The sequence below is a fragment of the Cohnella boryungensis genome, from assembly GCF_042651945.1.
Lineage (GTDB): Bacteria > Bacillota > Bacilli > Paenibacillales > Paenibacillaceae > Cohnella > Cohnella boryungensis.
The window spans coordinates 50,126-71,027 of record NZ_JBHSED010000010.1; the positions used below are offsets into that span (position 1 = coordinate 50,126).

At 58.0% G+C, this 20,902-nt stretch carries 19 protein-coding genes; 14 read left to right on the forward strand and 5 right to left on the reverse strand.

The window, feature by feature from the left end:
* Nucleotides 1–7: 7 nt before the first annotated feature.
* The 10 genes from ACFO1S_RS07115 (at nt 8) to ACFO1S_RS07160 (ending at nt 14,033) form a co-directional block, all read left to right on the forward strand.
* Nucleotides 8–1,363: a diaminobutyrate--2-oxoglutarate transaminase gene (locus ACFO1S_RS07115; protein WP_204605151.1), complete on the forward strand. Its 1,356-nt coding sequence runs from the start codon at nt 8–10 to the stop codon at nt 1,361–1,363.
* Nucleotides 1,360–2,796: an MFS transporter gene (locus ACFO1S_RS07120; RefSeq protein WP_204605150.1), complete on the forward strand. Its 1,437-nt coding sequence runs from the start codon at nt 1,360–1,362 to the stop codon at nt 2,794–2,796. The genes ACFO1S_RS07115 and ACFO1S_RS07120 overlap by 4 nt, the downstream gene beginning before the upstream one ends.
* Nucleotides 2,771–4,450 (forward strand): IucA/IucC family protein, encoded by a 1,680-nt coding sequence (locus ACFO1S_RS07125; RefSeq protein WP_378126522.1) that lies wholly within the window; start codon nt 2,771–2,773, stop codon nt 4,448–4,450. The genes ACFO1S_RS07120 and ACFO1S_RS07125 overlap by 26 nt, the downstream gene beginning before the upstream one ends.
* Nucleotides 4,428–6,203, forward strand: a complete 1,776-nt coding sequence (locus ACFO1S_RS07130) for an IucA/IucC family protein (RefSeq protein ID WP_378126511.1) — start codon at nt 4,428–4,430, stop codon at nt 6,201–6,203. Before ACFO1S_RS07125 ends, ACFO1S_RS07130 begins: the two co-directional genes overlap by 23 nt.
* Nucleotides 6,200–6,979, forward strand: a complete 780-nt coding sequence (locus tag ACFO1S_RS07135) for an HpcH/HpaI aldolase family protein (protein WP_204605148.1) — start codon at nt 6,200–6,202, stop codon at nt 6,977–6,979. Before ACFO1S_RS07130 ends, ACFO1S_RS07135 begins: the two co-directional genes overlap by 4 nt.
* Nucleotides 6,976–8,190 carry a type III PLP-dependent enzyme gene (locus ACFO1S_RS07140; protein ID WP_204605147.1) on the forward strand — a complete coding sequence of 405 codons (1,215 nt, stop codon included), beginning with the start codon at nt 6,976–6,978 and terminating at the stop codon, nt 8,188–8,190. Before ACFO1S_RS07135 ends, ACFO1S_RS07140 begins: the two co-directional genes overlap by 4 nt.
* Nucleotides 8,183–10,000: an IucA/IucC family protein gene (locus ACFO1S_RS07145; RefSeq protein WP_204605146.1), complete on the forward strand. Its 1,818-nt coding sequence runs from the start codon at nt 8,183–8,185 to the stop codon at nt 9,998–10,000. Before ACFO1S_RS07140 ends, ACFO1S_RS07145 begins: the two co-directional genes overlap by 8 nt.
* Before the next feature lie 208 nt (nt 10,001–10,208).
* On the forward strand, nt 10,209–11,963 hold the full coding sequence (locus ACFO1S_RS07150) for an ABC transporter ATP-binding protein (RefSeq protein WP_204605145.1): 1,755 nt from the start codon (nt 10,209–10,211) through the stop codon (nt 11,961–11,963).
* Nucleotides 11,964–11,991: 28 nt separating this feature from the next.
* Complete coding sequence (locus ACFO1S_RS07155) at nt 11,992–13,785, forward strand: ABC transporter ATP-binding protein (RefSeq protein ID WP_378126523.1); 1,794 nt, start codon at nt 11,992–11,994, stop codon at nt 13,783–13,785.
* On the forward strand, nt 13,782–14,033 hold the full coding sequence (locus ACFO1S_RS07160; protein ID WP_204605143.1) for a DUF6953 family protein: 252 nt from the start codon (nt 13,782–13,784) through the stop codon (nt 14,031–14,033). Before ACFO1S_RS07155 ends, ACFO1S_RS07160 begins: the two co-directional genes overlap by 4 nt.
* Before the next feature lie 3 nt (nt 14,034–14,036).
* On the opposite strand, the gene ACFO1S_RS07165 is transcribed toward ACFO1S_RS07160, so the two are convergent.
* The 4 genes from ACFO1S_RS07165 to ACFO1S_RS07180 form a co-directional block, all read right to left on the reverse strand.
* Nucleotides 14,037–14,564: a L,D-transpeptidase gene (locus ACFO1S_RS07165; RefSeq protein ID WP_204605142.1), complete on the reverse strand. Its 528-nt coding sequence runs from the start codon at nt 14,562–14,564 to the stop codon at nt 14,037–14,039.
* 104 nt (nt 14,565–14,668) lie between these two features.
* The gene (locus tag ACFO1S_RS07170; protein WP_204605141.1) at nt 14,669–14,884 is read right to left on the reverse strand and encodes a hypothetical protein; all 216 of its coding nucleotides are present in this window, start codon (nt 14,882–14,884) and stop codon (nt 14,669–14,671) included.
* A gap of 99 nt (nt 14,885–14,983) precedes the next feature.
* A complete protein-coding gene (locus tag ACFO1S_RS07175) occupies nt 14,984–15,805 on the reverse strand; it encodes a hypothetical protein (protein ID WP_204605140.1) in 822 nt (273 codons plus the stop codon).
* A gap of 151 nt (nt 15,806–15,956) precedes the next feature.
* Nucleotides 15,957–16,514: a helix-turn-helix domain-containing protein gene (locus ACFO1S_RS07180; protein WP_204605139.1), complete on the reverse strand. Its 558-nt coding sequence runs from the start codon at nt 16,512–16,514 to the stop codon at nt 15,957–15,959.
* A gap of 164 nt (nt 16,515–16,678) precedes the next feature.
* On the opposite strand from ACFO1S_RS07180, the gene ACFO1S_RS07185 reads away from it, so the two are divergent.
* Genes ACFO1S_RS07185 through ACFO1S_RS07195 form a run of 3 tightly spaced genes read left to right on the forward strand, consistent with a single transcriptional unit; the run spans nt 16,679 to nt 18,922 of the window.
* Nucleotides 16,679–17,323: an alpha/beta hydrolase gene (locus tag ACFO1S_RS07185; protein WP_204605138.1), complete on the forward strand. Its 645-nt coding sequence runs from the start codon at nt 16,679–16,681 to the stop codon at nt 17,321–17,323.
* Nucleotides 17,320–18,093, forward strand: a complete 774-nt coding sequence (locus ACFO1S_RS07190) for a DODA-type extradiol aromatic ring-opening family dioxygenase (protein ID WP_204605137.1) — start codon at nt 17,320–17,322, stop codon at nt 18,091–18,093. Before ACFO1S_RS07185 ends, ACFO1S_RS07190 begins: the two co-directional genes overlap by 4 nt.
* Nucleotides 18,094–18,133: 40 nt before the next feature.
* A complete protein-coding gene (locus ACFO1S_RS07195) occupies nt 18,134–18,922 on the forward strand; it encodes an SDR family oxidoreductase (protein ID WP_204605136.1) in 789 nt (262 codons plus the stop codon).
* Between the two features lie 23 nt (nt 18,923–18,945).
* Here the strand turns inward: ACFO1S_RS07195 and ACFO1S_RS07200 are convergent, their stop codons facing one another.
* Nucleotides 18,946–19,647 (reverse strand): SOS response-associated peptidase, encoded by a 702-nt coding sequence (locus tag ACFO1S_RS07200; protein WP_204605135.1) that lies wholly within the window; start codon nt 19,645–19,647, stop codon nt 18,946–18,948.
* Between the two features lie 216 nt (nt 19,648–19,863).
* Between ACFO1S_RS07200 and ACFO1S_RS07205 the strand changes: the two genes are divergently transcribed.
* Nucleotides 19,864–20,715, forward strand: coding sequence for an alpha/beta hydrolase (locus ACFO1S_RS07205; RefSeq protein WP_204605134.1), 852 nt, complete (start codon nt 19,864–19,866; stop codon nt 20,713–20,715).
* Nucleotides 20,716–20,902 lie beyond the last annotated feature (187 nt).

A 20,902-nucleotide genomic window follows, 5' to 3' on the forward strand; every position in this document is an offset into this window, starting at 1 on the left:
GGGGTGAATGATTACTACTCAGGCAGATCAAGCCTACTTGCAGCTGCAGCAGGATTGGGAGTCCAACGCCCGGTCTTATCCTCGCCGCTTCCCGCTTGTCATCGACAAAGCGAAGGGCCTCATCATCACCGATACGGAAGGCAAAACCTATTACGATTGTCTGGCAGGCGCGGGCACGCTGGCGCTCGGGCACAATCACGATGTCGTACTAGCGGCGATCAGGGCGGTGCTGGATCAGCAAATCCCGCTTCATACGCTGGATCTGGCTACTCCGCTCAAGATCGCGTTTATGCAGGAGGTGCTTTCCCTGCTGCCTGCGGGCTTCAAGGAGAAGGCCAAAATCCAGTTCTGCGGCCCGACGGGCGCGGACGGCGTGGAGGCGGCCATCAAGCTGGTGAAGAACGCAACCGGGGGCAAATCGATATTGGCCTTTCAGGGCGGCTATCACGGCTCGACGCAAGCGACGATGGCCATGAGCGGCAATCTGGGCAAGAAGCAGCATCTTCAAAGCCTCCTGCCGGACGTGCATTTCTTGCCTTTCCCCTATGAATACCGCTGCCCGTTCGGCGTGGGGGGAGGGATGACCGCCCGGATCAGCGCGCAGTATATCGAGAATCTGCTGGATGATTGCGAGAGCGGAATCGCTGCGCCATGCGGCGTAATCGTAGAGACCGTCCAAGGGGAGGGCGGCGCGGTTCCCGCCGATGTCGAATGGCTTCGACAATTGCGGCGCATAACGGCCGAAAGAGGCATTCCCCTCGTGGTGGACGAGGTTCAGACGGGGATCGGCCGCACCGGCAAAATGTTCTCCTTCGAGCACGCGGGCATTGTGCCCGATGTCATCGTGTGCTCGAAGGCGATCGGCGGAAGCCTGCCGATGTCGGTCGTCCTGTATAAAGCAGAGCTGGATCGGTGGCAGCCGGGGGCGCACACAGGCACCTTTCGCGGGAATCAATTAGGCATGGCGACGGGGCTTGCAACCTTGAAGTTCATGAAGGAAGCCGATGTGCTGAGCAATGTCAACGAGCGGAGCGAGCAATTCTTCGAAGCCTTGTGCCGACTGCAGACGCGCTATGAGGAGATCGGCGACGTTCGCGGCAGAGGTCTGATGATCGGAGTCGAGGTAGTGGACCCGAACGGCCGCAAGGATCGGCTCGGGCATTATCCGCCATGCGGCGAGCGGGCTTCCAGAATTCAGGAGGAATGCTTCAAGAGAGGCCTTATTATCGAGGTGGGCGGCCGGCGTTCGTCCGTTCTGCGGTTTCTGCCGCCGCTGACGATCACGGCGCAAGAAACGGCGGAAGTCCTGTCCGTGTTCGAGCAAGCCGTCGTCGAAGCTCTTGCGACGCTGCGGCGGCAATGAGCGTTGCGGCTTTCCTGAAGAAGCATTCCGTCTTGCTTGCTGTTCTGCTTGGCGCGTTTGCATTGGTGTTGACCAATAGCGCTTTTAACATTTTGCTTCCGAGCTTTGTGCGCTTATACGGGATTTCTACGGCAACGGGCGGATGGATCATTACGCTGTACATTCTGGCGATGACGATTACGATGCCGTTAACCGCTCTCGTCGTCGATCGCTTCGGCAAAAAGCGGACCTACATCGCAGGGCTTGGCCTATACGGCTTGTTTTCGCTATTCGGGGGCTTGTTCTGCCAATACCTGCCGGTTGTTCTGGCGGTGCGCGTCATGCACGGCGTTGCGGCGGGGCTGATGATTCCGTTGTCTCTGGTGCTGCTGTTCGACCATTACGGCATACAGGTGCGCGGCAGGGTGATCGGCGCTTGGGGGATGCTGCTTACGATCGCTCCGGCGATCGGTCCGACGCTTGGAGGCGCCGTGATGCAGTTCGGCGGGCTACGCTATCTGTTCTGGATTAACGTTCCGTTCGCGGCGATCTCCCTGCTGCTCTGCTGCACTCAGATTAAACGCTATGCTCCGGCTTGCCGGAAAACGATCGATCTGCAAGGCATTATGCTGGTTGTTCTAGGCATCGCTTCCTTAAGTCTGGGCATACAGAGGGTGTCGGAGCCCGCCGGCTCCAAGGGGACGGCCTTCCTGCTGCTTCTGTTGGGAGCGGCTGCGCTGGCGTGGTTTGTGCGGAAGGAGAATGCCAAAGAAGAGCCTCTCATTCGTTACAAGCTGCTGCGACGCAACTCGATATTTTCGATCTCGCTGCTGATTTCCGCCGTGCAGGACTCGGTCATGTTCGGCGTGATTTTCGTGCTGCCCTTGATCTTCCAAGAGGTGCTTCAGCTATCTCCCTCCTTGACCGGGGCTATGTTCATTCCGACCGCTGTATTGACCAGTCTGTTCGTATGGCTTGGAGGGCGCTGGATCGATGCGGGCAAATCGCTCAGGTTTATCGCGTACGGAATCGGCTTCATTGCGATTTCGATATTTTCCTTTGCGTTCGTAAGCGAAGGCGTTCCTATCGCGCTTCTGCTAATTCTGATGGCTCTGCGAGGCGTTGGGAACGGATTGTCGGATATGACGGTGACGGCGATCGGATTAAACGCGCTGCCGGAGGAGGACCTGCACGAGGGCTCCGCCTTGTCCAGCACGATTCAACGTCTGGCTTCCTCCTTCGCCGTTATGCTGCTGGCCGTGTACTTCGAGCTTCGCACGCAGCTGCTGATCGGCGCCGGAGAGCTTGCCGAACAAGCCAGATGGACGGCATTAAGAGAAGAATGTTTCGCTTTGGGCGTATTGATGGCGCTCACTTTACCGCTAGTGAAGCTGATGAACAGGAAGAAGGTGAACGACGTTGTCCGAAATGAGGGAAAGACGGCGTCTGGATAGCCGTGAGCAAGCGAACAGGCATACCTGCAAAATTTTATTGAACTGTTATCTCCGGGAGTGCGGCAGCGAGCACTCGTCCGGCATCACCTTGAAGCCTGCGGAAAAAACGTATGAAATCCGCTTTCCGGCAAGCGGCGTTGTCCTGTCGGGAAAGCTGAGCGGCTATTCGGTGATGGGCGAGCACGAGTACGACAGCTTCCATACGCATGAGGGGAACGAGCCGACCTGCACGGAGCTGGCGGAGTGGATCGTCGCGGAGCTGCGGCTGCATCGTGGGGCTGCGACCGACGAGCAGGCGGCGGATTTTGCGGATAAAGTCGCCAACAGCGTACGCAACACCGCTCTGTTCTTGGAGCATTCGGAGCCTGTCCGGGTCGAGGACTACCTGTCCTCCGAGCAATCCTTGCGCTTCGGGCATCCTTTTCATCCGTATCCGAAAAACACGCTCGGCTTTATGGAGGAGGAGGTCAGACGGTTCTCGCCGGAACTTCGGGCGGCTTTCCCGTTGTGCTATATGGCCGTGCGCAAGGACGCGTACCGGGAGGAGTGGATTGCGGAACGCAGGGAGGTCGAGCTTCCCGAGAGCGTGGAGGCTCATGCGGGAGACGCGCTGGGGAATAGACGGGATGCCTATGAGCTGCTTCCGGTGCATCCCTGGCAGTACGCGCATGTTCAAGGCTGCGATGCTGTTCGGGATTATGTGCGACAAGGGAAAATCGTGCCGCTCGGGAGCTGCGGCCCATTGGCTTATCCAACCTCATCGGTTCGGACGGTCTATGTTCCCGCTATGCGATGCAACATTAAGCTATCTCTCGATATTCAGATCACCAACTTGAAGAGAAACAATACGAAGGAGCAAATGCGCAGAACGCTGGACGCCGCACGCTATTTGCGGCGAAGCCGCGGCTTCGCGCAGGAGCCGCATACCCGGATCGCCTTCGAGGAGGGCGTCTGCTGCTGCGCGTTCGAAGAGGAGCAAGCGACGGCTTGGCTGACGGTCGCTTATCGTCCGATCCGATTCGATACGGCGGCAACCTACGTGCTGTCAAGTCTAGTAGAGCCCCCTGCGCGGGGAGAGCCCGTCCGCCTGCTCTCGGTTATGGAGCCGAACCATGTCGAAGCGTGGTTCCGCCGTTACCTAGACATCTCCCTGCGGCCCATCGTTCGAATCGCGGAGGAGCAGGGCATACACTTCGAAGCGCATTTGCAGAACGCTCTCCTTACCGTTAAGGACGGGATGCCGGACACGTTCATTATTCGCGATCTGGAAGGGGTAAGCGTAGAGCGGGAGAAGGCCGGCGAGCAGGAGGATACGTCCGGCCCTCTGTTCTACGAGCGGGAACAGGCGCGGGCGCGGACAGCGTACTATTACTTCGTGAACCACCTCGGATCTCTCATTCATGCGATCGCGAGAGATATGAGCTCCGACGAGACGTATCTATGGGGCATTGTGCGAGAGGCTCTCGCGGAGGAATACGAATTGGGCGGCAACGAGTTCGCGGGAGAGCTGCTCGCTGCCGATGTGTTCTATGCGAAGAAAAACATGATGAGCTGCCTGGCCGGAAACAGCGAGACGCCTGACTACGTACCGGTGATTAATCGGATGAAGAGCATGGGGAGGGAATGGAAGGGTGCACACAAGCAGCTTGTCTAGCAGAGAGCAGACCGCGTACGGGGAAGTCTCGGAGAGAATCATGCGCCAGACGATAGCGGCCTTGCTGTTCGAAGGGATTATCGAGGTCGAGAAAAACCCCGGCACATGGCGCTTCACCGGAATAACCGCCGATGGAGCCACAGTCGGTTATTCTTGTGAAGCGGAAGAAAAGTTTACGTTCGGCAGAGTGCAGATCGCCCCGAACTCGATCCGCAGGGAAGGAGAGCCATGCGGGAGTTTGCCGCTTCTGCTGGAGGAGATCATTGAGAACAGGCTGGACGGAGCGCACAAGGCCTCGTTCATTCGCGAGCTGCTGGAGACGCTGGCGAAGGATTATCAATGCAGGATGCATCAACCGGATCGCATTCCGCAGCAAGAACGGCATTATGAGGCTCTGGAAAGCCACATGACGGACGGCCATCGCTATCATCCCAGCTATAAATCGAGAATCGGCTTTTCCCTGGCGGACAACTACGCCTACGGACCGGAATTCAATCAAGCGCTGTCGCTGCATTGGGCGGCGGTGAACGAGCGACTGGTCGATCTCGCACTCTCCCGGGATTATGCGGGGGAAGAGATGGATAAGCGGCATCTGACGGAGGACGACCGACGTAGATTCGCCCGGATCCTGCTGGAGCAAGGGGACCGGGAGAAGAAGTATGTCTATGTGCCGGTGCATCCGTGGCAGATGGAGCATGTGCTGCCGACGGTATTCGTCGAACAGCTGGCGGCGCGGGATATCGTGCCGCTTGGACCCTCTGACGGCTCCTACAGGGCGCAGCAATCGATCCGTACGCTGGCCCGGCGCGATCGCGATGACGCTCCCTATCTTAAGCTGGCTCTCAGCATTACGAATACGTCTACAAGCCGGATTCTGGCCTCCCATACGACGCAGAACGCGCCGCGCATCAGCGACTGGCTCCATACTCTCGCTCAGAGAGACGAGCTGCTGCAGAAGGAGAGATTTCAGCTTCTAAGGGAATGGAAGGGAATTTCCTTCCGCTATGAAGCGCTGCCGTCCGTTCAATACCGCGCGGCTTACGGGACGTTGGGCGCGATCTATCGGGAGAACGTATCCATGTATCTGGAAGAGGGCGAGGAGGCTTGGCCGCTGAACGCGCTGTTCCTTACGCAGAAGAACGGGGTGCCGTTTCTCCGCGAGGCGATTGACCTTCATGGGATAGAGGTCTGGAGCGACGCCCTGATTCGTACGGTTACGCTTCCGATCGTCCACCTGCTGTACGCGCACGGAATCGCATTGGAGTCGCACGCCCAGAACATTATTTTGGTCGTTAAAGACCGCCTCCCGACCCGAATCATCGTCAAGGATTTGCACGACGGCGTTCGCTATGCGCCCGACAAGCTGCTGCGGCCCGAGTGGGCCCCCGAGCTGATTCCCGAGCCCGAGACTCATCGGAAATTCAATCGCTATTCGTTCCTGAGGACGGAAGCGGCATCGGAGGTAAGAGATTACACGCTAGATGCATTTTTCTTCATCTGTATGACGGATATTTGCTTTGCGCTTGAACCCTTCGGGCTCGGCGAGCAGGAGTTCTGGCGCAAGTGCGCGTCGACGATCGTCGGCTATCAGACCGCTTACCCGGAGCACAAGGACAGATACGAATGGTTCGACCTGTTCGCCGAGGACGCCCAGATTGAGGAGATGACGAAGCGGCGCATCTACGGCGACGGCGAGCTGTATTTCCGCCGGGCGAACAACCCGCTGCGGGCGGCGAGGGACAGCCTGCCATGAGAAAAAACAAGCTAAAGCAAAAACTCGGGAGCGGCGTCCCGGTATTCGGGATGTTCGTGTCGATTCCTCATCCGACGATGATCGAGCTTCTCGGTCATGCCGAATATGATTTTGTGATTATCGACCTGGAGCATACGACAACGAGCCTGGAAACGGTTGAGAATATGATTCGCGCCGCGGAGCTGATGGACATTACGCCGCTGGTCAGAATCTCCCGCGTGGAGCGGAGCGAGATTCTGAAGGTGCTGGATAGCGGCGCGCAGGGAATCGTGATTCCGCACGTCGAGAGTCGGGCGCAGATCGAGGAAGCCGCTCGTTACGTCTACTATCATCCGCTTGGTCACAGAAGCCTCAATAGCGGAAGGCCGGGCGAGTATGCGAAGCATTCGCTTAAGCATTACATCGCGGAAGCGAACGAGGAGCTGCTGATCGTGCCGATGATCGAAAGCGCGGAAGGCGTAAGGCGCAGCGAATCGATCTTGTCTGCGCCGCATGTCGCTTTCGTTCTGGAAGGCGCGGCGGATCTGTCGCAATCGCTCTCCGTGCCTTGGGATACCGGGCATCCGGTCGTGCAAGAGCATCTAGAGCTGCTCCTTGAGACTTCGCAACGATGCGGGGTGCCGTATGCGTCCGTCTCGCGGAGCCGGACGGGGCATCGCGAATGGGCGGCCAGAGGCGTCCGCATCTTCGTGCTGGGCGACGACCGCAATACGGCGTTCAGGGCTTACCGACAGCATCGAAACGACTACCTGAGCGCGATGGAGGGGATCCGATGAATCGCCTTGTCGAGAGACGGCTCTGCGAGATACGCTCGTCAAGCGATCAGCCACTGTGCGCTTACGTATACGACCTCACGGGTATTCGAGGTCACGTTGCGGCAATGCTGGCGGCAATGCCTCCCAAGACCCGACTGTTCTATGCGATTAAAGCCAATCCGGACAAGCGCATCATTGAGGCTCTGCTGCCGCTCGTGGCGGGCTTTGAGGTCGCTTCGGCCGGCGAGCTGCTACGAGTGCGGGAGGTGTCCCGGGACGTGCCGATTCTGTTCGGCGGTCCGGGAAAGAAAGACTTCGAGCTGCGGACGGCGATCGCGCACAATGTGGCTTATCTTCATGTGGAGAGCTTGCTGGAGCTGCGCAAAATCATCATGTATGCGAATGAAGGGAAGCGCCTTACCCAAGTGCTGCTGCGGATCAACTTGAGATCGAAGACGCTGCCGCAAACGAAGATCGCCATGGGAGGCCGCCCCAGCCCGTTCGGATTGGATGAGGCTTATATCGGAGAAGCGGCGGCGATTCTGCGAGAGCCGGACAACCGCTATGTGCAATTTTGCGGCTTCCATTTCCATTCTCTATCGAACAATCCGGATGCAGAGCTTCATGCGACGATGGTTCAGCATTACTTGGAAAAGGCGTCGGAGTGGGAGCGCCTGTTCGGACTGGACGTTCGGATTGTCAACGCGGGCGGAGGATTCGGCGTCGCTTACGACGGCTCTCCCGGCTTTGACTGGCAACGCTTCGCCTCCCTGCTGGGCCAGAGCGAAGCCGTGCGCAATCTGGGAACCGCGAGGCTGATCTTCGAGCCCGGAAGACTGATCGTGGCCGATTACGGCTACTACGCGGCCGAGGTCGTCGATATCAAGCGGTCGCACGACTGCGTATTCGCCGTCGTCCGGGGCGGCACCCATCATAATCGGCTGCCTGCGTCCTGGGGGCACAATCACCCATTTCGCATCCTAGAGAGAGAGGAATGGCCGTATGTCTTCGAACGGCCGGAGGCGGAGCACTCCCGGGTGACGATCGTCGGGGAGCTGTGTACCCCGAAGGATCGACTGCATGCCGATGCGGAGCTGGACAGGCTTCGCGTCGGCGATGTGCTTGTATTCGAGAAATCGGGCGCGTACTGCTGGACCATCTCCCACCACGATTTTTTGAGCCACCCCCATCCCGAATTTCATTATCTTACGGAAGGAGATCAGGATGAATAGAGCGATTGCGCAAGTCGGAAGCAGAGCTGCCGAACGATTGATTATGAAGGATCTAATGGATGCGTTGCTTCTTGAGCGATTCTGGGATGTCGGCGATCCGCAGACGATCAAGCGGATATCCGAGCCGGAGCTTGCCCGACTGTATCCCGGATATGATCAGGCTTTGGCTTATGTCGGAGAGGTCAGTTTTCTCATCGAACCCAGCCGCAGGCAGGGCTATCAATGGGTGCCCGATTCTCCGATCTATATTCGAACGGAGGAAGCCTGGAGAGAAACGCGCTCTCCGGTGGAGCTTTGCCGAATAGTGCTGGAAGGGGCCGTGGCGGAAAGCGGCGGCGCATTCCCGGGAACAGGGGAGTTCCTCGAAGGGTTGAGTACGGCGATCAGGCAGCTGAGCTTGAGCCTGGAGCGGGAGCCCAATTGGGGAGAGGCGCCGAAGTCTCCCTACGCATGGTATGTGAAGGGCGAGAGAATCGCTTCCTTAAGAGACCGGCCGTTTCATCCCTTGTCCAAGGCGAAGGTCGGCTTCTCGGACGAGGATTATGAGCGGTATATGGCCGAGTTCGGCCGATCGACGGCGTTGCACTGGGTCGCCATCGACCGGGATTTCGTCGTGCGAGGCTGCCCGGAAGAAGAGAGCGAGGCGCTGGATGCGCTGAACGAGCGGCAGAGAGCCGTCATCGAGACGGAGCTGAGAGAGCGGGGCTTGTCGAAGCGGAAGTATACGGTTATTCCGGTGCACCCGTGGCAGCTGGACAACAAAATCCGCCCGGATTTCCGTCAGGAAATCGCGAACGGCACGATTGTCGTGCTGGAATCGCTGGCGGGCGATTATCTGGCAACGTCCTCCGTTCGTTCCTTGACGTCGTCGGAGGAATCGGCCAGCATGCTGAAGCTGCCGATCAGCGTAGCCTCTCTGGGGGCCGCCCGCTATTTGCCGGTCGTGAAATTGCTTAACGGCCTTGCCGGGGAGAGCATGTTCCGTCAAGCTGTCGCTTGCGACGAGCAACTGGCGGGCAAAGTTCTGCTCTGCGAGGAAAAGCACTGGTGGGGGTATATGCCGCCGTCGATGGGGCTGTTCGACGACCACCCTCGTCATTTGGCCGCACAGCTTCGGCATTATCCGGCGGAGCTGCTGCGGGAGGGCTGGAAGGTCATCCCGATGTCGGCCCTGGGCGTGGTGCGGAAGGAAGGCCACTTTCTGACGGAAATTCTCGGGGGAGCAGTCTCGGCGGACAACGCGCTTCGTTTCTATACGAAGATGTCGGCATTGTTTTACGAGGTGGTAATGAGGCTGTTCAAGGTCGGTATCGTGCCCGAAATACACGGGCAGAATTGCTGTCTCGCGCTGAAAGACAACGAACCGGCCGCCCTGCTGTTCAGAGACCACGACTCCGTGCGTCTGCACCAGCCTTATCTGGACAAGCATGGGATTCGGGATCCCGGTTATCGCATTCGACCCGGCTATTCGAACAGCTTATATAATGAGACGCTGGAAAAGCTGATTTTCTACGTCCAGTCGCTCGGCACGCAGGTCAATCTGGCCTCGATCATGGAAGCCCTGTCGGAAGCGTACGCGATCCCTGGCGACTGTCTGTGGGAGATTACGGAGACGCAGTGCAGGGAGGCGTTGTCGATGATCGATATTCCCGAAGCCGATAGAAACGTCCTGCGGCATTCTCTGTTCGAAAGCCCAACCTGGCCGGTGAAGCTGGTGATCCGTCCGCTGCTGGAGACGGAGGGCGTGCCGGGAGCGATGCCATCGGGCAAAGGCGAAGGTCTTAATCCTTTCTATCGGGGACAGGCCTAGCGTGTGAAGCGAATAGAATAGAAGGATAAACCGCCCGGGCTTACTCTCCCGGGCTTTTTTACGTTGCTGCGCGCGGCGGAGAACGAGGCCGGGAAGGAGGAAAGGGTTACCTTCTTCCGTCGATAAGGGGTAATATAGAAGGTAAGGCATACGGGTTGCCCATCATTGGCGGTTGAAGCGGGGGGAAGCCCCCGTCGGAGGACACGGAATGAGAATCGTATTTCAAACGTTGAAAACCTATCGAATAGCGGCGTTCACGGCGATTTTCCTGATGCTGGTGGAGCTTGCGGTCGAATTGGCCCAACCGCTGCTCATCTCGAAAATTATCGATGAGGGCATCGTGCCCCGGAACGTCCATGTCGTGATCGGCTGGGGCGCTGCGCTGGTCGGAGGGACGATCGTCGCCTTCGGAGCGGGCATTCTGAGCTCCTTCTACGCTGCGCACGTAAGCCAGAGCTTAGGCTATGATCTTCGCGAGAGGCTGTACGGCCGAATCCAGGCGTTCGCTTACGCCGTGTTTAATCGCTTTCCCTCATCTTCGCTTATTACGCGCCTTACAAACGATATTACGCAGGTACAGGATACGACGTTCATGGGGCTGCGCTTCATGCTGCGCGTGCCGCTGGTCGTGCTGGGCAGCATGATTATGGCGATCGTCGTTCACGCCGAATTGGGCTTCTTGCTGCTGCTGACGGTGCCGATTCTGGTCGTCTTCATTCTATGGGTGGTCAAGAAGGCCGCCGAATTGTTCCGCGTGGTACAGCTTCGACTCGACGCCATGAACGGCGTCATGCAGGAAAACCTGACGGGAATGCGGCTTATTCGCATCTTCGTGCGCAGGAAGCAAGAGGAGCGGCGTTTTGCCCGGCGCAGCGAGGAGCTGAGACAGAGCTCGACGCTGGCGCAGCGGCTGACCGAGATGACGCAGCCGTTCATCGTTCTGATCATGAGCGTCGGCGTGATTGCCATCCTCTCGTTCGGACAGCTGGAGATTCATGCGGGCAGCGCTTCGACCGGAGAAGTGGTGGCTATCGTAAACTATTCCCTCCGTACGGCGGGAGCGCTGTCGGCGCTGTCGATGCTGGTCGGAGCGTACTCCAGAGCCAGAGCTTCCGCCCAACGTATCGAGGAGACGCTGTCGACGGATACGGGAGAGGCGGTCGGCGAGGACGGACGCACGGCGGGCGCAGGGCAGGTCGGGCGAATAAGCGATGGAAGCGTAACATTCGAGCGGGTCGGCTTTCGATATCCGGAGACGGAAGCTCCCGTTCTGGAGGGGATTTCCTTCCGCGCGGCTTCGGGGGACACCGTTGCGATTCTGGGAGCGACAGGGGCGGGAAAGTCCTCCCTCATGCAGCTCATTCTGCGTTTGTACGAGCAGGAGACCGGTACGATCCGCATCGCCGGAAGAGAAGCGCGCGAGTGGGAGCTCGGCAAGCTTCACGATTCGATCGGATACGTACCTCAGGAGGTCGTGCTGTTTACAGGCTCGATTCGGGAAAATATTGCATGGGGAGCCGGAGACGCGAGCGAGGGAGCGATCGTCGAGGCCGCGCGGAAGGCGCAAATTCACGAGACGATCATGCAGCTTCCCCATGGCTACGATACGCAGCTAGGCCAACGGGGCATCAACCTGTCCGGCGGCCAGAAGCAGCGGATCTCCATCGCGCGGGCGCTTGTCCGCAAGCCTGCGATTCTGCTGCTGGACGATAGTACGAGCGCCTTGGACGTCCGCACCGAGGCTGCACTGCTGCAAGCGCTGAAGGGCATGGCTTGCACGACTTTCATCATCACGCAGAAGATCAGCTCCACATTGGATGCAGACCTGATTCTGCTGCTGGACGACGGCTGTCTGATCGCAAGGGGCCGTCATCGCGAATTGCTGGCCGAAAGCGCGTTGTATCGTCGCATCTATGAATCGCAGTACGGGGAGGAGGGCTTGCATGTGGAAGGCGCTAAGTGATCCTCTTCGTTATCCGGGCTCCCAGGCGATGCGGAAGCATAAGGACACTTCGGCAGCGCAGCCTGCCAAGGGGAAGGCGAAAGCCAAGGATTGGCGGACTACGCTCCAGCGGATATGGGGGTACCTGGCGGAACGCAAGGGTATGCTGTCCCTTGTCCTGCTGCTTGTCCTGATCGGCTCGGGCCTGTCCTTGCTTGGACCTTATATGATCGGCGTCGCCATCGATCATTATCTTGAGGGGAGCGGCGGGGCTTCGTGGGGATGGTTTCTGGCCGGGCTGGCGGCGGTATACGGAATAAGCTCGGTCGTAGGCTGGCTGCAAAATGTATGGATGATCGCGATTGCCCAGGAGACGGTGTACCGCATGCGGCTCGATCTGTTTGGCAAGCTGCATCGGCTGCCGATTCCGTTCTTCGCCAAGCGGCAGCGCGGAGAGCTGATGAGCCGGATGACCAATGACATGGACAATGTCAGTACGACCTTGAACAGCTCGGCCATCCAGATTTTCTCCAGCGTATTGATTCTCGTCGGAACGGTTATCGTCATGCTTCTTCTGAGTCCGCTCCTAATGCTGCTGACGTTCCTCGTCGTGCCGCTGATGTCGGCGGGGATGAAATGGATTACGCGGCGAACCGGAGTTCTCTTCAAGGAGCGCCAGCGGAATCTCGGCGATCTGAACGGCTACATCGAGGAGACGTTGTCCGGCCAGCGGATCGTGAAGGCTTTCTCGCAGGAGGAGCGCGTCATTCGCGAGTTCGGACAACGAAATGCCCGAATCAAGCTGTCGGGCTTCTGGGCGCAAGCGATCTCCGGATTTATTCCCAAGCTGATGAACGGGTTGAACAATTTGAGCTATGCAGTCATCGTCGGGGTTGGAGGGCTGCTCGCCATCCGGGGGACGATAACGGTCGGGGTCATCGTCATCTTCGTGGAATACGCCCGACAGTTCACCAGACCGCTGAACGATCTGGCGAACCAGTGGAATACGCTGCTGTCCGCGATCGCCGGCGCGGAGCGCGTGTTCGAGATTATGGATGAGGACGAGGAGGGCGGGGACGAGGGAGAAGCCGGGCAGATCGAATCGATCCGAGGGGCGGTGTCCTTCGCTCAAGTGTCGTTCTCCTATAATCGAGGGGAAGAGACGCTGAAGAGGATCAGCTTCGAGGCGAAGCCGGGCGAGACAATTGCGATCATCGGGCCTACAGGCGCCGGCAAAACGTCCCTGCTTCAACTGCTCTCCCGCTTCTACGAGGCGGACTCGGGGACAATCGAGGTCGATGGACGAGATATACGCACAATTCGCCGGGAAAGCCTTCGTTCCCACATGGCTTTCGTGCTGCAGGATACGTTCCTGTTCGAAGGAACGATTCGCGACAACCTTCGTTACGGCAGGCCTACGGCGACGGACGAGGAGGTGGAGCAAGCCGCGAGGCTGGCGAATGCGCATTCGTTCATCGCGCGGCTTCCGGGAGGCTACGACAAAGTGCTGTATGGCGATGGAGGCGGGATCAGCCAGGGGCAGAAACAGCTGCTGGCCATCGCCAGAGCGATTCTTGCCGATCCGGCTATTCTGGTGCTGGACGAGGCGACGAGCAGCATCGATACCGTGACGGAAATCAAAATTCAAGAGGGACTGCAGCGGCTGATGGAGGGACGGACGAGCTTCGTGATCGCCCACAGGCTGAATACGATTCGGCGGGCGGACCAGATTCTTGTGCTTAAGGACGGCGAATTGCTGGAGCGGGGCACGCACGAGGAGCTGTTAGCGCGGCCCGGCCTCTACAGCGATATGGTGCGGGGTCGGAGGGAGGTGGAAGCATGAGCGACACGGCAAACGATGTCGCCGCTTGGATGTTCGAAGAGATGAAGGAGAAAGGCGTTCTGTATCAGGCGGAGGCGGTGGAATATATCCGCAAGCATTATGGAGAGCACTACGTGTATGTCAACGAGAACGGACACGCCTCCATCGACAAGGAGGTCAAGAAGGCGTTCAAGAAGCTCCACGGCGGCAAAGCGGCGTGGGACAGGGACGCCTTCTATTGGGGCTGGACCTCGGCGATCCAGGGCTAGCCGTCAGGGAAGCTTCTTAACGATGTAGACCGGTGTGGACGTCCGGATTTGCTCGAAGAGCCACCGGACGTCCTTGTTATGCATGCGAATGCATCCGGCGGATACGTATTTGCCGATGGATTTGGCGTTGTTGTTGCCGTGAATGCCATAGGCGTAAGAGGTTTTGCCGTTGCGGGTCACCTTCAGCCCGAGCCAGCGGTCGCCGAGCGGGTTGCGGGGGTCTCCGCCTTTGATTTTCTCTTTGTAATAAGGGCGGTTTTTAATCTTCTCATGGATCGTGAACAAGCCTTCCGGCGTATAGGAAGGCTTCTTTCCCGTGGCGACGGGGAACGAGCGAATCAGCTTGCCTTCCTCGAAAAAGTATAGCTTGTTGGCGGATTTGTCGATCATGATGAATTGTTCATACTTGACGAACTTCTTCGCCAGTTGAACGGTTTTGGCCGCGTAGGCGTTGGATTGAAGCGGAACGAGCAGACATGCCGACAAAAAAACCAGGACGGCCAATACGCGGCCGCATAAAGAAAACTTCATCCTCAAAAGGCCTCCCCGAGATACGCTGTTTACACTATATATGCGCGAGCCCGGGGATTATGGTACTTCACGGCCTGTCCGAGGAAATCCGATTCTTCCGCAAGCTAGCGATTGCGCAGCTCGAAAAACTCGCATGCGGCTCTGTCGTGATAAGCCAGATCGCCGACGCCGGACTGAACGACGACGATACGCTCGTCGAAGCGGACGATCACGCCGCGGTCATCGATGATGTGATCGTCTTTGAATACCCTCACGCGGGCGTGCCTTTCCATCGTTTCCTGGAAATCGGTATCGGTAAGCAAGCGAATATTCAAGGCCATCTCGGGTATCTCCCTCCTTCCGATGCAGCCGGGAACGGCTTAAGCGTTCCTCCCGACAGCGGCTCAGTGGAGTCTATTATACCTTGAAACGGGCGAGGGTTATAGGAATTGCGCTTTCGTTCCGGAAAGAGAGTCGGCGATTCGAAGCTCCAGAGACTGAATCTTCTTCTGCTGCTCGACGATCTGGCGAGAGAGCATGACAAGCGTAGAGAGCGAATCCTGCGAGCCCCGGGCATCGTTGCGCTTGATCGCGTACTTGAAGTTCGCCCATACAGGGGATCGGCTGCTTCGGGGCAGACTGGCGGCGCTTCGCTGGGCTTTGATCTGCACCTTAAGCTTCTCGATGGATGCGAGCGAATCGCGCGCTGCCTTGATTTTGTTCGAAGCGGCGGTGCGAGCGGCCTTGTGCGCGGCCTCCTTCTCCTTGATCTCCTCCCGGGCGAATTGCACGGACAGCTTCATGGCATCGGCCTGAGTACGCAGCAAGGCGTTCAACGTCTTGTTCTTCACGCCCTTGGCGAGCGTAATTTGCTTGTTCAAGGCGGAATAAGCATCGAACAACGGCTGGTAGCGGGCTTTCGCCTGCTGGGTCTGCTGGGCCAGCCTGGCGAGCTTCGGGGCGTCAATCTCGCGAATTTGCTTGCGCAGCGCGATAAGCGTTTCTTCATTACGATAACGTTGGGCCTTAATCTTCGCTTCAAGCTCTTTGTCCTCCTTGAGCAGGGAAGACAGGTCGTTGTACAGGGCGTTCAGCGCGGCGGCTGTCTTGGCGTCGGCTGCTGCCGAGGTCTTGTCGAACGAGGCTTTGACGGCAACGGTCAGCTCGACGGCTGCCGCGGCCGCGCCGGGAGGCGCGGAGACGAAGGACGAGACGAGAAGCGCGGCGAGCAGAACGAACGAAAGCGACTTTCGAAGCAACATGACATAACCCTCCTTGGATTTGGACGACAAAAAAGCACCGGCAAGTAAGGCTTGTTCAGCCCTGCTTACGGGTGCTTCCGTCGTAAGTGTGGAAAAATAAGGTTGTGTCCGTAACTATACCGGACTCCCTCCGGGGTGTCAAGACCTGCTTTTACAGAATATCCTCGTCCTGCGCGTCCTCCGCTTCGAGGTGCAGCGCCACAAGCACAAGGCCCGTCTCATCGCCGACATTCGTCACGCGATGGGGAATGCATGCGTTCCAGCTGAAGGAATCTCCTTCCTCCAGCAAGGCGGAATCCTCGCCTTGCTCGGCGAGCATCTTTCCCCGAATGACCATATGAACCTCTTCCCCCTTATGGGCATGGGGAGTCTCGCCGGTCGAAGCGCCCGGAGGAAATTCGACGAGCCTGAGCTTCAACGTTTTCGAGGAGCAGAGGTGTTCGACCTTCAGGCTCTCGCTCCCGCTTGTTGTCGTCTTGCGCTCCTCCTTCCGGACGATGCTCATCCGCTCGTCTTTTTTCATCAGCAAATAAGTCAGCGGCACCTTCAACGCATTCGCGATATTGTCCAGGGTGGCGATGGATGGCGAGGTTTTATTCGTTTCTACCTGGCTCATGAAGCCTTGGGACAAGCCCGTCTCGGCGCAGATTTGGGCGATTGTGATTTTTTTGCGCTGCCGGATCGTGCGGATTGTGGAGCCGATGTCCATCGTATCCCGCCCCCTCATAATATTTGTAATATGAATGATAATTTGATATTAACAATTTTCATGTTGACAATCCAGTCGTTTTTAGATAAAAATTAGTCATACAAATTATTATTTTCTATTAGTAATATCTACGGTTCGAAATAGAGCAGACAGGAGGCGCATGCATGAGCGCGGCTTACGAATACGAGATTCACCTTCCTTCGAATAGGGAACCCGGTCGGCGGTATCCGGTCATTTTCACCTTGCACGGCAAAGGCTCCAATGAGCGCAATATGATGGGCCTGGTCGCTTCGCTGTCCGACAGCTTCATCCTGATCGGCATCCGGGGGAACCTCCCGCTGGGGGCGGGCTACCAGTATTACGAGCTGAAGAGCCTGGGCAACCCGATTCGGGAGATGTTCGACCGGGCAGTCGCCGATCTGGACGCCTTTATCGAATACGCGACGGCGAAATACCCGATTGACGCAAGCAGACGTTATCTGCTGGGCTTCAGCCAAGGGGCCATCCTCTCCATGACGCTGGCGCTTACGATGGGCGATCGACTTAAAGGAATCGCGGCGCTGAACGGCTATGTGCCGGAATTCGTCAAAACCGAATATCCGCTGCGCGATATCGGCCAAGTTAAGGTATGGGTCTCCCACGGACAGTTCGATTCCATCTTCCCACTGCGGATCGGGGAGGAGACTGCGGCGTATTTCCGCCCGCTGATCCCGGAAATGACCTTCCGGACCTATCCGACGGATCACGGCGTATCGGAACGCAATCAGGAAGAGTTACAACAATGGCTTAAGGAGTGTGAACAACTATGATGCCCGCTTATTTTATTTCCCACGGAGCTCCCTCGCTTGTTCTGGATGAGCATGAATACACGACATTTCTAAAGAGCTTCGCCGACAGCCAGCCGAAGCCGAAAGCCATTGCCTTGTTCTCCGCTCACTGGGAAAGCAGGACGCAGACGATCAGTCAGGTTCCCGACGCTTATGAGACCATCTACGATTTCGGCGGATTCCAGGACGAGCTGTATCAGATGAAGTATCCGGCGCACGGCGATAAGGAGCTGAGCGACGAGATCGGACGGCTGTTCAAGTCGCACGGCATCGACAGCGCGGTAAATGTAGAGAGAGGGCTGGACCACGGAGCTTGGGCGATTCTGAAGCTGATGTACCCCGATGCGGACATTCCCGTCGTTTCGTTATCCGTGAACCGTTATCTGTCGAACGAGGAGCAGTATCAGATCGGTCAAGCGCTGGCGGAGCTGCGAGAGAAGGACATTATGATCGTCGGCAGCGGGGGCACCGTCCACAATCTTCGGAGGGTAGACTGGCGCGCCGCGCAAGCGGAGCCCTGGGCCGTTGCGTTCGACCGGTGGCTGGAGGAGAAGCTTCTGGCATGGGATACGGAGGCGCTGTTCCAATATCGCGCGATTGCTCCTCACGCGGTGGAAGCCGTGCCGACGAGCGAGCATTTCATTCCTTTGCTGCTGGCGATGGGAGCCGGCGATCGAACGCGCCAGGCGAAGCTGTTGCACCGCAGCTATCAATATGGCACTCTTAGTTTAAGCTGCTGGCGGTTCGATTAATCGCAGCCATCGACTTTAAAGCGAAAGGGTGCAGCACGACATGGACTTGATGCTTTCGGGAAAATCGGTTTTCGTGGCGGCGGCGAGCAAGGGCTTGGGCAAGGCCGTCGCACTACAATATGCCAGAGAGGGAGCGCGACTGACGATCGCGAGCCGCAGTCTTGAACGCCTGGCGCAGGCCCGCGACGAGATCAAAGCGGAGACCGGCGTCGAGGCCGCGCTCTTGCAGATGGACGCTTCCGCCGGAGAGGACATTCGCAATGCCATCCGTACAGCTGCCGCGGCTTCGGACGGCCTAGATGTGCTGATTACGAATGCGGGCGGGCCGAAGGGCGGGTTTTTCTCCGATATGGCCGACGAGGATTGGTTAGGGGGCTTTGAGCTTAACCTGCTGAGCACGATTCGCATGATTCGCGAAGCCTTGCCGTTCATGAAGACGGCTGGGGAAGGCCGGATCGTCAATCTGACCTCTACGTCCATCAAGCAGCCGATCGACGGGCTCATTTTGTCCAACGTATTCCGCTCGGGCGTGAACGCCTTGACCAAAAGCCTCGCCACGGAGCTGGCCAAGGACGGCATTCTCGTCAACACGGTCGCGCCGGGACGCATCGGAACCGATCGCATCGCCGAGCTGGACGGCAAGAGAGCCTTGGAGCAAGGCCGCGCCGTGGAGGATATTCAGGCGGAAGCGGCAAAGCAAATTCCGTTGGGACGCATGGGCACTCCGGAGGAGTTTGCCCGTCATGTCGTGTTCTACGGCTCGTTCGCCAATACGTACGTGACAGGGCAGTCGCTGCTTGTGGACGGCGGGATGGTTAAGAGCATCTGAGCGCATGAGCTCGGATGGCTTGTCTAATTCTCGATGAGGCTCTGTACTGGCGGGGAAGGCAGCTCCTTGATGCATTCGGGCTCGTCGTTCCGAACGTTGCCGACAATCGGGGATACGGGATAAGCCCGCATGTTCTCGGCGGGATGCGGCCGGAGCATAGACATTAGCCGATCCAGATCGTCATTGTCTCGCCCGAGCCAATCGGCTTCGTCCTCGGGCCGGAGAATGACCGGCATGCGATCATGAATGTCGGCCATCAGGCTGTTCGGCGCGGTCGTGATGATCGTGCAGGTGCTGATTTTCCGCCCGTCGGGCGCTGTCCACGTATCGTACAAGCCCGCCATGGAGAAGAGTGAGCCGTCCTTCAGCGTTATTCTCATAGGCTGCTTGCTCGTTCCGCTTTTTTTCCACTCATAGAACCCGTCTGACGGAATCAAAGCTCTTTTGCGCCGCACAAGAGCTTTGAAGGCGTTTTTCTCCAGCAGCGTTTCCGCGCGGGCGTTAATCATCTTGCTGCCGATCTTATCGTCGGAAGCCCAGGAAGGAACAAGCCCCCATCGCAGCTCCCCGAGCCTGTTCTTCTCGCCATCGTGTATGACGGCCGCCACGTTCTGCATTGGCGCAACGTTATACCGGGGCAGATGGAACCGGCCGCTTGGCGTCTCGATCAAATACCGGAGCATTAATTCCTCCAGAGTCACTGCGATTGTAAATCTTCCGCACATAAGGACGTCCCTCCTTTGCTCCGCTCTATGTATCCTAATTGAAGCATAGCCAAGTCTTTCGTTCAAGCTTAGTTGCGAATGAGTCTGTGGTCCTAAATTAAAAATAGGTCTTATAGTACATTTGTGATATACTAGCGGAAAACAGCGTTGTGTGTTATGCGTGCGGCGAGCAGTCTGAAGTTCCGCAAGCGCATACAGAGTCGTCGGAGGATGTTCATGTTCGAGAATGTACTGCCGCCAATTCAGACTTACGAGGCCAGAGACGGCCGATCTTTGTGCTACCGCCATTACGGAGCCGCCTCCAACAAAATAATCCTTCTGCTCCACGGGATCTCGGAGGATGGACAATGTCTCCATCCGCTGGCGGATGCCATATCCAAGAAAGGGCTGGCGCAGGTCGTCGTCCCGGATTTAAGAGGCTACGGCCTGCATCCTGTGCGCCGGGGAGACGTGGAATACGTTGGGCAGCACGATCATGACATCGAGGATCTGGTTAAATGGCTTCGCGGACGAGACCCGGGAAAATTGGAGCTTATTCTGGCCGGCCATTCCGGCGGGGGAGGAAATGTAATTCGCCTGGCGAGGCATCGGCTGGCTCAAGAGGTGTCCGCCTATCTGCTGCTGGCTCCCTTCGTACATCCCGAGGCTCCGAATAATGCTCCCGCGGAAGCCGCCCCAGGTACGCTCAGGATCGACATGCCGCGGGTCCGGTTGCTCTCTGCGCTGGGCCGGGTGGGACTGCGCTTCTGGCACAATAAGATCGTCCTGCGCAACGAGAAGCCCTCGGCATCCCGTCATGGCCGCGAAACGCTTGAGCTGAGCTACAGGCTGCTGCTGTCAAGAATGCCGAAGGCGGGATACGCGCGCGAGCTGCGGGCGATGACGCAGCCGACGCTTGTGCTGGTAGGCGAGCAGGACGAGGTGTTTCTCCCGGGGCAGTACGCTCCGATGTTCGCCGAGCATAACCGCGCGGAGGTTCGACTGATCCGCAATTGCGGGCATGACGGCATTCTGGTCAACAAAGAAGCCCATCGTTTAGTGGAGCATTGGCTTCGGAAGATGGGATAAGCATAGGAAAATCGCACACCGGCGAAGTCGCCGGTTTTTTTGTTGCGGAATCGGGAGGTCATGCTAGGATAGGGGAGGATACTTATGTGCGGACTGGAGGATCGCCGAAGCGGTTCGACGCGAAGAAAGCGGCGCAAGACCGTATGCTGGCAGGGACTTCGTGAAAAGTGCGCTTAGGCGTGTTGCA

Bases quoted from the DNA above. Each gene is read 5' to 3' on its own strand.
- ACFO1S_RS07170 (WP_204605141.1), bottom strand. From the start codon at position 14,884: ATGGCCTTGAATATTCGCTTGCTTACCGATACCGATTTCCAGGAAACG.
- ACFO1S_RS07175 (WP_204605140.1), bottom strand. From the start codon at position 15,805: ATGTTGCTTCGAAAGTCGCTTTCGTTCGTTCTGCTCGCCGCGCTTCTC.
- ACFO1S_RS07150 (WP_204605145.1), top strand. From the start codon at position 10,209: ATGAGAATCGTATTTCAAACGTTGAAAACCTATCGAATAGCGGCGTTC.
- ACFO1S_RS07120 (WP_204605150.1), top strand. From the start codon at position 1,360: ATGAGCGTTGCGGCTTTCCTGAAGAAGCATTCCGTCTTGCTTGCTGTT.
- ACFO1S_RS07115 (WP_204605151.1), top strand. From the start codon at position 8: ATGATTACTACTCAGGCAGATCAAGCCTACTTGCAGCTGCAGCAGGAT.
- ACFO1S_RS07160 (WP_204605143.1), top strand. From the start codon at position 13,782: ATGAGCGACACGGCAAACGATGTCGCCGCTTGGATGTTCGAAGAGATG.
- ACFO1S_RS07125 (WP_378126522.1), top strand. From the start codon at position 2,771: ATGAGGGAAAGACGGCGTCTGGATAGCCGTGAGCAAGCGAACAGGCAT.
- ACFO1S_RS07205 (WP_204605134.1), top strand. From the start codon at position 19,864: ATGTTCGAGAATGTACTGCCGCCAATTCAGACTTACGAGGCCAGAGAC.
- ACFO1S_RS07180 (WP_204605139.1), bottom strand. From the start codon at position 16,514: ATGGACATCGGCTCCACAATCCGCACGATCCGGCAGCGCAAAAAAATC.
- ACFO1S_RS07190 (WP_204605137.1), top strand. From the start codon at position 17,320: ATGATGCCCGCTTATTTTATTTCCCACGGAGCTCCCTCGCTTGTTCTG.
- ACFO1S_RS07135 (WP_204605148.1), top strand. From the start codon at position 6,200: ATGAGAAAAAACAAGCTAAAGCAAAAACTCGGGAGCGGCGTCCCGGTA.
- ACFO1S_RS07145 (WP_204605146.1), top strand. From the start codon at position 8,183: ATGAATAGAGCGATTGCGCAAGTCGGAAGCAGAGCTGCCGAACGATTG.
- ACFO1S_RS07195 (WP_204605136.1), top strand. From the start codon at position 18,134: ATGGACTTGATGCTTTCGGGAAAATCGGTTTTCGTGGCGGCGGCGAGC.
- ACFO1S_RS07140 (WP_204605147.1), top strand. From the start codon at position 6,976: ATGAATCGCCTTGTCGAGAGACGGCTCTGCGAGATACGCTCGTCAAGC.
- ACFO1S_RS07185 (WP_204605138.1), top strand. From the start codon at position 16,679: ATGAGCGCGGCTTACGAATACGAGATTCACCTTCCTTCGAATAGGGAA.
- ACFO1S_RS07200 (WP_204605135.1), bottom strand. From the start codon at position 19,647: ATGTGCGGAAGATTTACAATCGCAGTGACTCTGGAGGAATTAATGCTC.
- ACFO1S_RS07155 (WP_378126523.1), top strand. From the start codon at position 11,992: ATGCGGAAGCATAAGGACACTTCGGCAGCGCAGCCTGCCAAGGGGAAG.
- ACFO1S_RS07165 (WP_204605142.1), bottom strand. From the start codon at position 14,564: ATGAAGTTTTCTTTATGCGGCCGCGTATTGGCCGTCCTGGTTTTTTTG.